14 protein-coding genes are annotated in these 14606 nt (G+C 35.2%); all 14 read left to right on the plus strand.

Annotated elements, in window-relative coordinates:
- Positions 1 to 115 precede the first annotated feature (115 nt).
- The 14 genes from LAU42_RS02440 (at position 116) to LAU42_RS02505 (ending at position 14544) form a co-directional block, all read left to right on the plus strand.
- Entirely contained in the window at positions 116 to 1552 is a 1437-nt protein-coding gene (locus LAU42_RS02440) for a DHA2 family efflux MFS transporter permease subunit (protein WP_224184111.1), read from the plus strand.
- An 89-nt stretch (positions 1553 to 1641) separates the two neighbouring features.
- Positions 1642 to 2742, plus strand: coding sequence for a YkvI family membrane protein (locus LAU42_RS02445; RefSeq protein WP_224184112.1), 1101 nt, complete (start codon positions 1642 to 1644; stop codon positions 2740 to 2742).
- Positions 2743 to 2817: 75 nt separating this feature from the next.
- Complete coding sequence (locus LAU42_RS02450; RefSeq protein ID WP_224184113.1) at positions 2818 to 3828, plus strand: alpha/beta hydrolase; 1011 nt, start codon at positions 2818 to 2820, stop codon at positions 3826 to 3828.
- A gap of 14 nt (positions 3829 to 3842) precedes the next feature.
- The gene (locus tag LAU42_RS02455; protein WP_224184114.1) at positions 3843 to 4757 is read left to right on the plus strand and encodes an NAD-dependent epimerase/dehydratase family protein; all 915 of its coding nucleotides are present in this window, start codon (positions 3843 to 3845) and stop codon (positions 4755 to 4757) included.
- Positions 4758 to 5006: 249 nt separating this feature from the next.
- Positions 5007 to 5624, plus strand: coding sequence for a DUF47 domain-containing protein (locus LAU42_RS02460; protein WP_224184115.1), 618 nt, complete (start codon positions 5007 to 5009; stop codon positions 5622 to 5624).
- Positions 5625 to 5635: 11 nt separating this feature from the next.
- Positions 5636 to 6646, plus strand: a complete 1011-nt coding sequence (locus LAU42_RS02465; RefSeq protein WP_224184116.1) for an inorganic phosphate transporter — start codon at positions 5636 to 5638, stop codon at positions 6644 to 6646.
- A 131-nt stretch (positions 6647 to 6777) separates the two neighbouring features.
- Positions 6778 to 7413, plus strand: coding sequence for a Bax inhibitor-1/YccA family protein (locus LAU42_RS02470; RefSeq protein WP_224184117.1), 636 nt, complete (start codon positions 6778 to 6780; stop codon positions 7411 to 7413).
- An 85-nt stretch (positions 7414 to 7498) separates the two neighbouring features.
- Positions 7499 to 8212 carry a YebC/PmpR family DNA-binding transcriptional regulator gene (locus LAU42_RS02475; RefSeq protein ID WP_224184118.1) on the plus strand — a complete coding sequence of 238 codons (714 nt, stop codon included), beginning with the start codon at positions 7499 to 7501 and terminating at the stop codon, positions 8210 to 8212.
- A gap of 42 nt (positions 8213 to 8254) precedes the next feature.
- Positions 8255 to 8740 (plus strand): cupin domain-containing protein, encoded by a 486-nt coding sequence (locus tag LAU42_RS02480; protein ID WP_224184119.1) that lies wholly within the window; start codon positions 8255 to 8257, stop codon positions 8738 to 8740.
- Positions 8740 to 9150 (plus strand): VOC family protein, encoded by a 411-nt coding sequence (locus tag LAU42_RS02485; protein ID WP_224184120.1) that lies wholly within the window; start codon positions 8740 to 8742, stop codon positions 9148 to 9150. The genes LAU42_RS02480 and LAU42_RS02485 overlap by 1 nt, the downstream gene beginning before the upstream one ends.
- 670 nt (positions 9151 to 9820) lie before the next feature.
- Positions 9821 to 10207: a GntR family transcriptional regulator gene (locus tag LAU42_RS02490; protein WP_224184121.1), complete on the plus strand. Its 387-nt coding sequence runs from the start codon at positions 9821 to 9823 to the stop codon at positions 10205 to 10207.
- The gene (locus tag LAU42_RS02495) at positions 10188 to 11093 is read left to right on the plus strand and encodes an ABC transporter ATP-binding protein (RefSeq protein ID WP_224184122.1); all 906 of its coding nucleotides are present in this window, start codon (positions 10188 to 10190) and stop codon (positions 11091 to 11093) included. The genes LAU42_RS02490 and LAU42_RS02495 overlap by 20 nt, the downstream gene beginning before the upstream one ends.
- Entirely contained in the window at positions 11065 to 12966 is a 1902-nt protein-coding gene (locus LAU42_RS02500; protein ID WP_224184123.1) for an ABC transporter permease, read from the plus strand. The genes LAU42_RS02495 and LAU42_RS02500 overlap by 29 nt, the downstream gene beginning before the upstream one ends.
- A gap of 48 nt (positions 12967 to 13014) precedes the next feature.
- Entirely contained in the window at positions 13015 to 14544 is a 1530-nt protein-coding gene (locus LAU42_RS02505; RefSeq protein ID WP_224184124.1) for a phospholipase D family protein, read from the plus strand.
- Positions 14545 to 14606: the final 62 nt, after the last annotated feature.

A 14606-nucleotide genomic window follows, 5' to 3' on the forward strand; every position in this document is an offset into this window, starting at 1 on the left:
TAATGCAAATTATTATAAAAAATAAATATAAGTATATAAAATAAATCGTAAGACATATTGTTTTTACGTATTAAATGCTATAAGATGTATAGACAAATAAAATTTCGGAGGAAATATGAAGAAATCTACAATCATAATGATCACCTTTTTAATAGGTGCATTTTTTACGTTTTTAAATGAAACATTGCTAAACATCGCTTTAACGAAAATTATGACAGTTTTCCATGTCGATGCACCGACAGTACAGTGGTTAGCAACTGGGTTTATGCTTGTTATGGGTGTGCTGATGCCACTTTCTGCCACAATTATACAATGGTTTAATACACGACAACTTTTTATCGGTTTAATGTCGATATTCTTAATTGGGACTTTAGTTGCCGGTTTTGCAGTAAACTTCCCGATGTTACTTGCTGGTCGAATGATTCAGGCAGCTGGAACGGGATTATTAATTCCTGTTATTATGAATGCGCTGCTGTTATTATTCCCACCACACGAGCGTGGTAAAGTAATGGGGAACTTCGGACTTGTTATGATGTTTGCACCAGCCATTGGTCCGACGCTTTCAGGAGTCATTGTTGATACGCTCGGTTGGCGATGGTTATTCTTTGCTGTCGTACCATTTGTTTTGTTTTCCATTGGATTTGCGTTTAAGTATTTAGATAATGTAGGCGAAGTAACGAAACCAAAAGTAGATGTATTCAGTGTAATACTTTCTACAGTTGGTGTAGCGGGTGTGATATACGGTTTTAGTTCAGTAGGCAGTGTTCAAGGTGGATTTACAAATCCGCTCGTCTTTGTTTCTATTATTACTGGATTTATCGCTTTGTTCATCTTTGTATTACGTCAGAAAAAGTTATCATCACCTTTACTGGACATGTCAGTATTTAAATATGGTAACTATAGTAAAGGGATGTTTATATTCGTTGTCGTGGTGATGGCAATGTTTGCTTCTGAGATTGTAATGCCGATGTATCTTCAGGGGCCGATGGGGTTCAGTGCTAAAGTAGCAGGTATGATTTTATTACCCGGGGCATTACTGAATGGTGCCATGAGTCCTGTGATGGGGCGTATCTTTGATAAAATTGGGCCTCGTAAAATGATTATTCCTGGTATGTTCGTATTAATGGCAGTTATGTTCTTCTATTCAACGATTCATCCGGGTATACCACTTTATGTCTTTATTATTGTTTATATGATATTAATGGTTTCGATTTCAATGATTATGATGCCGAGTCATACAAATGCGATTAATCAATTACCGAAACATTTGTATCCACATGGTACAGCAATTGGTAATATGATCCAACCGATAGCAGGTGCAATGGGAATTTCAGTGTTTGTAAGTATCATGACACATGGTCAGAAGAAGGCACTGGATGGTATAAGTCATCCGACGCATGAACAAATTCAGGAGGCATTAACGAGTGGTGTTCACCATGCATACTGGTTTGCAATCGCATTGACGATAATTGGTTTTATAACGGCACTTTTCATAACACGTTCAAAATCACCAGAAGGCGAGACGTTCGGTCTGGAAGAAGAAAGAAATTAAATTTCATGTTTATCAATAGAATATATGGGTAATTAATAACTTGTTGTGACTTATTCACGGCAAGTTATTTATTTATAGGGAGAGGTTGGATGTCAAAAGGAAACAGAGAGTCGATGAAAATAGGTGCCGCATATGTTGGTGTCATCGTCGGCGCAGGATTTTCAACAGGTCAGGAAGTTTTAAAGTTTTTCACGAATTATGGTATATACAGTTATTTTGCTATTATTATTGCCGGTCTGATGCTGACATTTTTCGGACGACAAATTAGTAAAGTAGGATACGGACTTGATGTAGATAGTCACGAACCTACAATTACGTACCTATTTGGTGAAAAATTTGGTAAAATTATTGACTACATTTTAGTGTTTTTCTTATATGCGATTTCAGTCATTATGATAGCTGGATCTGGTAGTGCATTTCATGAAAGTTTCGGCATCCCGATTTGGTTAGGGTCATTGATAATGATCGTAGCAGTAGTCGGCACATTACTTCTGGATTTCAGTAAAATTGTAAGTGCTTTAGGTGTTGTGACTCCTTTCTTAATTGTTGTTGTAACAATTATTGCTATATATTTCTTCTTTAAAGGTCATGTTTCGGTTGGTGAAATCGATAAGTATATTGAACCTTCTAAACAACCATTCAAATTAAGTTTCTTACCAGAAAATTCATTGTGGTGGTTCTCGGGATTAAACTACGGAGGACTCGCATTTGCAACGGGTTATAGTATGATGGCAGCCATTGGTAGTGATGCATCGAAGAAACGTATTGCAGGTCGTGGTGCATTTATTGGAGGTATTACATTACTAGTACTATTACTAATGGTTAACTCGGGCCTTCTAAGTGAATTAGAAATGATTCAGGATTCAGCGATTCCTACACTAGTATTAGGACGTATGATTCATCCAGTTCTCGGTTTAGCATTAAGTATTATCATGTTAATGGTAATGTATAACACAATTGTAGGACTTATGTATTCATTCGTAGCAAGATTAACGACGCCTTATTCGAAACAATATGTTATTTTACTCGTCGTTTCAATGACAATTGGTTATGCATTAAGTTTCGTAGGTTTCGTAGAACTAGTTGGAACAGTTTATCCGATTATGGGGTATGTCGGTTTACTACTATGCTTCGGCTTACTATTTAAATATATTAAACGTAAAAAGGCAGGGAAAGACCATATTGCATAAGCAATAGGTCTCCTGGCTTTTCTTTATATCACACATTAACATGTATAATGTGTATGAAGTGAAAGGATTTTGCAGATGAAAAAGAGGTACTTACTATTCGTTATTTTATTATCATTAATTGTCATGTTTATTGCACGCGTTATGGGATGGTACCCTAAAGAAAATGCAGCATTAAGTGAAGGGACTGTCTTTGATGAATTTGGTGTAGCAAGGAATGTTAAACTAATATCAGATGTGAAGTACGGAAATGATGCACCGAACTCAGAACTTGATATTATTATGCCGAAAAACATTAAAGAAGGAGATAAGCTACCCCTTATATTATGGACACACGGTGGTGGATTTATCGCAGGAGATAAAAACCATAAAAATCCTTACTTAGCACAAATTGCTGAACGAGGGTTTATTATTGCGAACATTAACTATGCACTCGCTCCGGCACATCAATATCCTGTCCCGCTCATTCAGGAAAAACAGGCCGCAATGTTTATGAAGCAGAATAAATTTAATTTACCGATTGATTTTAGTCAGATTATTATTGGTGGTGACTCTGCAGGTGCTCAAATTGCATCTCAATTTGCAGCGCTTCAGACGAATAAAGCATTAAGAGATGATATGCAGGAAAGTGCTGTATTTAGCAAAACTTCAATTAAAGGTGTTATTTTATTTGGTGGCTTATATGATATGCATACTGTTAGAGACACGAAGTTTCCACGTATTGAAGAATATATGGAGAGCTATACTGGGGAAAAACATTGGGAGCAGGACTTTAAACAAATTAATCAGATGACCGTTACAAAACAAGTGACACGTAACTATCCACCTGTATTTCTTACAGTAGGTGATGCGGATCCTTTTGAAAGTCAGTCTAGAGCATTGGAACGTGTATTAAAATCAAATAACGTCCCTGTGGAGACATCGTATTTCGATGGCACACATAAACTTAAGCATCAGTATCAATTTCATATGAAATTAAAAGAATCGAAAGTAACATATGAAAAGTTAATGCAATTTTTAAGTGAATATACAAATCAATCATTATATAATACATTAGAAGAAGAACCATTAGTAACGAAACCTAAATAAACGAGGTGCGTATAATGAAAGAAAAAGTATTGTTAACAGGTGCAACAGGTTATATCGGAAAATATTTATCACAGCAACTTGCAGGACAGTTTGATATATATGCGATGAGTAAGTATCCAGGTGAAGTAGTGCAAGGTGTCAAATGGATAACTGCCGATATGTTCTCTTTAAATGATTGTATCGATGCAATGCAGCATGTGGACTACGGCGTTTACTTTCTGGATCCGAATAAACGCTCCAGTAAATTAAACGATGCAAGGTTTAAAGATATCAATGCAATCAGTGCGGATAACTTTGCCCGTGCAGCTGAAACGACAGGTTTAAAAGCAATTTTCTACATTACCGGAACAAGTGATGATACAGAAACATTGAACATTTTACAAAGTTACAGCACGCCTGTATTCGCTACTAAAACGACAGTTAAAAGAAAAGGGATTGTACCACAGACACAAACGTCTGAGATCAACGACGTCAGAAGTATTCAAAGAACGCTTATCCCGTCGTCGTGGACAGTTGCTGAAGTAAGCCGATATTACTTTAACTGGTTGAGTGAAATGGCATTTAACGTAGTACAAGTAACAGAAGCGGGACAATCGTTTACGATACATGTCGCGGGTAAGAATATTCTCACGCTGACATTGGATGAAGAAAAATGTGATGTCAATCGTGTCGTATATAAAATAACGAGTGGTGCAATGTATAAAGATACGCCGGATAGTAGAGCGCGTATGGAATTCAGAAGGTTAAAACATACAGATACATTAATTATCGCATTGCATGATTACGAACCGACATTACCATGGTTAATTTATTTATTAACACAATTACCAATTCATCATTTATCTATGCGCATATTCGATGTAGAAATGCGTATAGCACGATTTCAGGAAGAGAAAGCAAACGGCGTAGAAAAACGATATACGAAATAAAAAAATCAATCAGCAAAGGATGATACATTTACTTTTGCTGATTGATTTTTTTATGATAAGACACTAATTTGTGTGTATTAAATATTACAGTTTTGTAAAGATTGTAAAGAGCATTGATAGTATCAATGTTTTGCAAACGCTTTCTTTACATACTTAATAAAAATTTTACAAATATCTATTAATAGTAAACAAATTGCTTTAAAATAGGCAATGTAAAGAATTATAGTGTAAATACTAGGAGGCAGTAACATGTTTAACAAGAAAAAAGATAAATTTGCGGTTCAGTTAGAAGCTATGGCAGAAAACTTAGATCGTGCTGCAGTTGCATTTGGTGAAATGACTTTTCATAATGCATTTGATTTAAAAAAGTATGCGGATACGATTAAAGCATACGAAACAAATGGTGACGAGTTAATGCACCAGATGATATCAGACTTAAATCAAACTTTCATTACACCAATTGAACGTGAAGATATTCTTGCACTTTCAAATGCAATTGACGATGTAATGGATGGTATGGAAGAAACATCTGCAATGTTTGAAATGTACTCAATTGAGTACTCAGATGAGTTTATGGCAGAGTTCGTTCAGAACATTCAAGGTTGTGCGAAAGAAATCAAAACAGCAGTTTCACTTGTCGCTGATAAAAAGTTATCACATGTACGTGTGCACTCTATTAATATTAAAGAACATGAAACAAATTGCGACGGTATTTTAAGACAGTCTATTAAACATATTCTATCTGTAGAAACTGATCCATTAACTGTGATGAAGATTAAAGATATTTATCAATCACTGGAAGATATCGCTGATAAATGTCAGGCAGTTGCGAACATACTTGAATCTATCATTATGAAAAATAGTTAAGGAGCATTTTTATGGAACCGATTATTATTTTTACGTTTGCGATTGTGTTCTTCGCGTTAGCCTTTGACTTTATCAATGGTTTCCACGATACGGCAAATGCAATTGCAACAGCAGTATCTACTAAAGCATTAAAACCACGTCATGCAATCTTTATGGCAGCAGTGCTGAACTTTGTTGGTGCGATTCTGTTCCACGGAGTTGCAAAAACAGTAACGAAAGATATCGTTGACCCGTTTACATTACAAAACGGTCAAGTAGTAATATTAGCGGCATTAATTAGTGCTATTACCTGGAACTTACTTACTTGGTATTATGGAATTCCAAGTTCATCATCTCATACATTAATTGGATCAATTGCAGGTGCTGCAATTGCCTCTGGTGGATTTGGCATATTAGAATATGCTGGATTTACGAAAATTGTAGTCGGATTAATTATTTCACCACTACTTGCATTTATCGTCGGATATATTATGTATACGATTATTAAAACAGTATTTAAAAATGCGAATCTGACTAAAACAAATCGTAGTTTCAGAGTTGTACAAATCTTTACAGCAGCAGCGCAAGCTTTCGCACATGGTTCCAATGATGCACAAAAAGCGATGGGGATTATTACGATGGCATTAATCTCTGCGGGTATGCAAACAGGTAGTACTGAACCACAATGGTGGGTACAGTTATCATGTGCTGCAGCAATGGGACTTGGTACAGCAGTTGGTGGATGGAAGATTATTAAAACAGTTGGTGGCAACATTATGAAAATTCGCCCGGCAAACGGTGTAGCGGCAGATTTATCATCAGCTTTAATTATCTTTGGTGCAACACATATTCACTTACCAGTATCAACAACACACGTTGTATCATCATCAATTTTAGGTGTAGGTTCAAGCCACCGTGTGAAAGGTGTAAAATGGACAACAGCACAACGTATGATCATTACTTGGGTAATTACGATGCCAATTTCAGCTTTACTTGCAGCAATTGTATTTTTTGTAGTTAACTTTTTAACGCATATTTTTTAAGGTAATATTTTTACATGAGAATCATCAGATAGGGATTATCTATCTGATGATTTTTTTTAAATCAAATTATTCGAAAATTATACGCAATAATTGTATAATAATGACTATAATAAATTTATTTGGAGGATATTATGAACAATTACTATAACGCAGAACCGGTATCACGTTCATCTGCTTACCGTCAGACGTTTTTATTCTTTATGTATTACTGGATTATCTTTGCAGCAGGAACTTATTTAGGTCAGTTCGTACCAGCTGGTTTAAGATTTACAGTTTCAATGGCTATTTTTGCACTGATTATGATGTCACTATTTGTTCGTGCATCACGTAAATTTGGATTTTTAATTTCGAACTTAATGGCATTTGGTATGGGAATCGTAAGTTATGGTTCGTTTATGTACTACATGTCAACATTAGGTGAAGTTGCATTTTATCAAAACGTGGCGCTTGCAGTTGGGGCATTCTTAGCATTCGGTTTAGTTGGTTTCTTCGTTGTAGGAGATGCTACAAACTTAGGACGTTTATTATTCCCGGCATTAATCGCTTTAGTGTTTGCAAGTTTCTTAGGTATCTTTATTCAAATTCCAATGTTTCAGATGGTAATAACAATTGCAGGATTAGCAATTTTCTTCCTGTACACTGTATATGACTTCAACCGTTTGAAACAAGGAAACTTCTCACCACAGGAGATGGGATTCAGTTTATTTATTAACTTATTAAATATCATTTTAGATATTTTACGATTAGCGAGTATTTTAAGAGATTAAAGGCAGATGCCTTTAATCTTTTTTGTGTAATGAACGATAAATGTGTATAATAATGACATAAATTATTGAAAGAGAAGTGTATACTATGGGTCGTAAGTGGAACAATATTAAAGAGAAGAAAGCTGCAAAGGATAAAAACACGAGTAGAATTTATGCTAAGTTTGGCCGTGAGATTTATGTTGCAGCAAAATCTGGAGAGCCAGATCCAGAGTCGAACCAGAATTTAAAGTTTGTACTTGAACGTGCGAAAACATATTCAGTACCAAAACATATTATCGACCGTGCAATTGAAAAAGCTAAAGGCGGTTCTGAAGAGAACTATGATGAATTACGCTATGAAGGATTCGGTCCAGGTGGATCAATGTTAATCGTTGATGCGTTAACAAATAACGTAAACCGTACAGCAAGTGACGTACGTGCAGCATTCGGTAAGAATGGTGGAAACATGGGTGTATCAGGTTCTGTAAGCTACATGTTTGATAATACTGCTGTATTTGGATTTGATGGTAAAACTGCAGATGAAACGTTAGAAATTTTGATGGAAGCGGACATAGACGTGCGTGATGTAATGGAAGAAGATGGCCACGTTGTTGTATATGCTGAGCCAGATCAGTTTGCAGCAGTTCAGAACACGTTGAAAGAAGCAGGTGTAGAGGAATTTACAGTTGCTGAGCTTTCAATGGTACCTCAAAATGAATTAGATTTGTCAGATGCAGATTTAGAAGTATTCGAGAAGTTAGTAGATGCAATTGAAGATTTAGAGGACGTACAAACAGTACACCATAATGTAAATGCATAACATTAAGCACTGAACATGTTCAGTGCTTTTTTAGGAGGTACTATGAATAAGCATGATTTCATTGAAAGTTTGAAATTAATACCACATCCTGAAGGTGGTTACTATTTTGAAACATATAAGTCAGATTTAAGTGTTGAAAATAAAAAATTATATACTAGTATATATTTTCTGCTTGAAGCAGGGAATATCTCACATTTTCATAGAATAAAATCAGATGAGTTATGGTACTTTCATGCTGGAGACACACTCACAATTCATATGATTTTTGAAGATGGTAAATATGAAGCAGTAAAATTAGGGCTAGATGTTAAAAACGGTGAAGTGCCTCAATTTTTAGTACCTAAAAATACTGTGTTTGCTTCAACCGTTGAAGGTGAGAATGAATGGAGTCTTGTTGGATGCATGGTATCACCAGGTTTTACATTTGAAGAATTTGAATTATTTACTCAAGATGAGCTTAAAGTCAGATATCCGGAACATACAAATATAATTGAAAAATATGCATTAAAACAAAAGGAGGATGTATAATGAAAAACAAAAAAATAACACCGTTTATGATGTTTAACGGGAAAGCAGAAGCAGCAATTGAGTTTTATACATCAGTATTTCGTAATAGTGAAGTTATTTCAATGATCAAGTATGATGAACAAGGCCCTGGTGCACCTGGAACGGTTAATCACGCGGTATTTACGATTCATAATGAACAATTTATGGCGATTGATAATGCAAATGGTACGGATATTCCTTTTACACCTGCACTGAGTTTTGCGGTGGAATGTGAATCTGTCGAAGAGATTGAGTTTTTATATGATCAGTTAAAGGAAAATGGTCAAGTGTTAATGGAACTTGCACCGATGCCACCTGTTGCTGAGAAGTTTGCATGGATTGCCGATCAGTTCGGTATTAACTGGCAACTTAATTTACCACTTTTAGCATAAAGTTTTGCACTCGAATATTCATTCGGGTGCTTTTTTGTTTGCATTGAATGTATGAGTGTCCCAAAAAGAGACACTCGCGGTCCAAAAATATGCTGAGTGTCCCAAAAAGAGACACTCGCGGTCCAAAAATAGTATGAGTGTCCCAAAAAGTGACACTCGCGGTCCAAAAATATGCTGAGTGTCCGAAAAAGTGACACTCGCGGTCCAAAAATATGCTGAGTGTCCGAAAAAGTGACACTCGCAGTCCAAAAATAGTATGAGTGTCCGAAAAAGTGACACTCGCGCTCCAAAAATATGTTGAGTGTCCCAAAAAGAGACACTCGCGGTCCAAAAATATGCTGAGTGTCCCAAAAAGAGACATTCGCGGTCCAAAAATAGTATGAGTGTCTCAAAAAGTGACATTCGCGGTCCAAAAATATGTTGAGTGTCCTAAAAAGAGACACTCGCGGTCCAAAAATATGCTGAGTGTCCCAAAAAGAGACACTCGCGGTCCAAAAATAGTCTGAGTGTCCGATTATCAGCCACTTATAATGATGCTGCGAATATATTTCACGATACTTCTTCATGGCCAACGTACGTTATCCCTTTATTTACAAAATTTGTTGACATTCACTGTATTAAGTGTATTATATAGTATAGTACAGTTAATACAGTAGAACGGAGAGATGAGATGATTTCAATTGATAATCGAAGTTGTGTTCCGATATATGAGCAGCTAATCAATGGGTTTAAAGTACAAATTATTAATGGTGTTCTGCTTCCGGATGAAAAGTTGCCCTCAGTAAGACAGCTCGCACAGGAGTTAACGATTAATCCAAATACGATTCAAAAAGCATATCGTGAACTGGAATATTTAGGATATACATATTCAGTTCCAGGCAAAGGCAGTTTTGTGAACACTATTCAAAATGAAATGAATAAGGAGCGCATTCAAATGCTAACAGAAACTTTAAACAAGACAGTGAATGAGTTATTATTTTTAGGTTTAACGAAAGAAGAGATCATTCAAGCAATCGAAAGTATGGAGGGGGATCATCATGACGATACAACTGAATAGTGTTAGTAAGTCATTTGGCAATTATAAAGCGGTTGATGATGTTAATTTATCAATTCTTCAAGGCTCTATTCAAGGATTGCTCGGTAGTAATGGTGCCGGAAAAACGACATTATTAAAACTGATTGCAGGGATATATAAATGTGATGACGGTAATATTCTATATAATGATGAACATATATTTGAAAATAAGTCTTACAAGGAAAAGATGATTTTCATATCGGATATTCCATACTTCTTCGGTCATGCTGCACTCGATGAAATGGCTGAATTTTATAAACTGATGTTCCCTAAGTTTAGCGATGAGCGTTATAAGCAGCTTGTTGAAGTACTGAAAATTAATCCAAAAAAGAAAATCACGAAATTCTCAAAAGGTATGCAACGTCAATGTGCTTTCATACTTGGAATTGCATCACGCCCAGAAGTTTTATTGCTGGATGAACCATTCGATGGCCTGGACCCTATAGTCAGACATACGATTAAAAATATACTAATTCAAGATGTGTCAAATCATAATGTCGCGTTATTTGTATCGAGTCATAATTTAAGGGAAATGGAAGATTTCTGCGATTCAGTCACGTTAATGCATGAAGGTCGTGTACTCATGACTCGTGATTTAGATGACTTAAAAGGAAATGTCGCTAAAATTCAGATGGCGTTCAGTATATTACCTGATGAAGCTTTCTACAAAGGGATGAATGTTATAGAGAAGTCTGTTAAAGGTCGCGTTGTAACGTGCATCGTTAAAGATAATCTCGATAACGTTGAAGAATATATAACAAAGGCAGATCCGCTGCTCTATGATATTCTGCCACTCACTTTAGAAGAAATATTCACTTATGAACTAGGAGGTTACGGTTATGCAATCGAAAATGTCATTGTGGAATAATGCTTTGTTTAAAAATTTATCACGTAATATTATGTTTTTAACCGTAATTAATATGATTTGTACGTTTATCCTTATACCATTCTCATATTTTATGATGGATGTTGAAGGGACGAATAATATTAGTAAGTACATTATCGGGTCAGCAAGCACGTCTAGCTTATACTTTTTCGGAACGATGATGTATGCAATTTTATGTGGTTTGTTTATCACATATTTCTTTAAATCAAAGCATGCTTCTGATTTTATTCATAGTTTACCAATAAAGCGTCAGGAGATATTATCTACAATTTATGGTACATACTTTATTCACGCATTACTGAATTTAGTTATTAACGGGGTCATTACGCTTATATTCGGTATAAAGTTTACAGGTATTAATATTGAAAAGATGCTCATCTGGATAGCTTTAAGCCTATTATTGCATTTATTTATATTCAGTTTAACGATATTGCTCGGATTACTCATTAACAATTATTTAAGTCATATTATTAGTGTTATCGCTATATTAATTTCCCCGGTAATAATGGGTACGCTTATATACACGACACATATGAGAATGTTCAAAGGTTTGAGCAGTTATCCTGAGCAGTTTCTGAATGAAATTACGATTCCGGTTAAATTTATGGATTTTGTAGTGAAGGATGACTATAACTTTACATACTTATGTATCATATTCTTGATTTCAGTAGTAATGATAGCCGCATCATATGTCATATATAATAAGCGAAGAAATGAGCGCATCAATGAAGCGTATGCGAACAATACGATTCATCTAGTCATTTACTTTATCACGATATTAATTGTGACACTTCTTGGTGGGTTAATATTCAGCACGCTATTTAATGAAATGCTCATTATTGCGATAATCATATACTTCATTTCGTTTACGATCAGTTATATGTTAATGGAGATGTCTGCACAAAAATCTGTGCGTATTACATTTAATAAAAAGTTATATTTAGCATCACTGTTAGTAGTGGGGGTTGCTTTATTGTCCGTGTACGCAGCTGGTCTATACCGTGAGCAATATATTCCGGATGAAAGAAAGGTTAAAAATGTTGCTGCTACATTTGAAGGTGAAACAGGTCAATATGCGATGACAAGTTTACTTAATGATACGAAAGTAAGTGATCCAGTATTCATTAACAATGTTATTAGGTCACATAGCAAACTTGTTGCGGCACAAAAAGCACAATATAATAATGATTATGAAGTGTATAATGTTCATTTAAAATATACTTTGAACGATGGTCGTGTCATTGATAGAAATTATGATGTATATAAAAAAGACTATGAGCACTACATAAAATCAATGAACACTGAAGAAAATAAATCAATCTTAACGAAAGCACTGGATTTAAGTAATCGCGTAAATGATACGATTTCTATACAACATGAAATTAGCGAAGATTCATATACAGGTGAAGGACTTAATAAGAAACAGAAGGAACGTTTAGTAAAAGTGCTTGAAGCGTCTATTAATAATAAAGCTTTCAGTAGCAAATTAGAAGCAGGACGTAGTAAATATGCTGTTACATTCGAATATGAAAATTACAATGGCACTGTATATGAAGCCGGCAGTTATGATGTTCCTATTTCGCTTTATGATAAGGAAGTTATCGCGTTCTTGAAACAGGAGAACTTCATAGATAAATATAGTGACTTGTTACCAGAAGGTAAAGTATATGAATTACCAAAATCAACAGATTTATCTTTCGCCTCGAGTGTAGATTCTATTAAAGACATTAAAGGTGCAAAAAAGGTAGAACGCAAATCATTTAAAGCTATCGTTGATGAAAATAAAATCGATGAAGAAGGTAATCATTTATACTTAATCGATAATGCTGAAAGAACATTTATATTTGTAAAATAAGCAGGGATTTCCCCTGCTTTTTGTTATACTTTTAATAGGAGGTGCATCATGCAGCAAAAACGTAATGCAGTTCAATCTAAAGGTAAATCGATGGCGAAGAAAAAAGCTGTGAATAAAAAAACGCAGCGTAAACGCAAAAGAAAAAAATCAAAACTTAAATTTAAACATATCTTTATAATCGGGTGTGTTATTTATGTTTGCAGTGCAGTGTATGGCGCGATGAAACCGCTCCCAGCAGGTATTAGTAAGGCTTATGAACCGAGTAAGACAAATGACGTGAAATTACTCATTGATAAAACGTACGAAAAAAATAAAAAAATGTACTATGAGCACGAAATATTCAATGAACAGTTAAAAACGATTAAAGCAGCAGATGATTTTATTATTCTTGATATGTTCTTATTCAATGATACATATGATGGTGATGTTAAGTTTCCGAAACTGACGACAGAACTTACGCATGCACTGATAAATAAAAAGAAAGAAAATCCAGACATTCAAATCTACATGTTGACAGATCCGATTAATTCATTTTATGGAAGTTACACACCAGCGCATTATAAAATGTTGCGTGATAATGGTATATCTGTTTATGAAACGAATCTTGTAAAACTTCGTGATTCAAATCCAATATACTCAGGGTTATGGCGACCGACTTTACGCTTTTTCGGAAATAACGAGAATGGTCTCATTCCGAATATATTCTCTAAAGAAGCACCGAATGTAACGGTACGAGGTTTCGCAAGATTACTTAATATGAAAGCGAATCATCGAAAAACATTAGTAACAGAAGATGCCGCAATCATATCAAGCAGCAATCCACACGACCCTAGCGGACATCATCAGAACGTTGCAGTAAAAGTAACAGGCCAATTACAGGAAGATTTGATTAAAAGTGAAATTCATGCACTGAACATGAGCGGTAGTAATTTATCAGCAAGTGATTTCGCGATAAAAAATCACGCATATAGCAATGACATGGATTATAAAACAACACTCGTAACAGAGGCTAAAGTGAAAGAAGCGGTACTGCGAAATATTAACAGCATGAAGTCCGGGGATAATATTAAGATGGGAATGTTTTATTTATCTGATCGTGATATCGTAAAATCACTATTAAATGCATCAGACCGTGGTGTAGAGGTTCGCATTATTTTAGATGTAAATAAAGAAGCATTCGGAAAGGAAAAGCCGGGTATACCAAACAAACCTGTTGCGCATGAACTCATCTCAAAGTCAGACGATCATATAAAAGTGAGATGGGCGGTGAGTCACGGAGAACAATTCCATGCGAAATATACACTTTTTAGAAGTTTATCGACTGGTGAGAGCACTGTAATACTTGGAAGTGCGAACTTAACACGTCGAAACGTTGGAGACTATAACATGGAAACAGACGTTGTGATTTCCGGTAAAAGCGACTTAAGCGTATTTAAACAACTAAACGATACATTTGATGCAATGTGGGAAAACAAATATGCGCATGTAACAGATGATTATGACGTCCAGAAAGATCCATCGTTTATTAAAGACGTCTTATACCGTGTACAGGAGTTTACAGGGTTATCGAGTTTCTAAAAAAAACTAAATTTTTAAAAAAGTTTAAAAATAATATTGACTTATTTATGTATCACATGTAA

Origin of the sequence: Macrococcus armenti, from assembly GCF_020097135.1 — a bacterium.
Taxonomy (GTDB): domain Bacteria; phylum Bacillota; class Bacilli; order Staphylococcales; family Staphylococcaceae; genus Macrococcoides; species Macrococcoides armenti.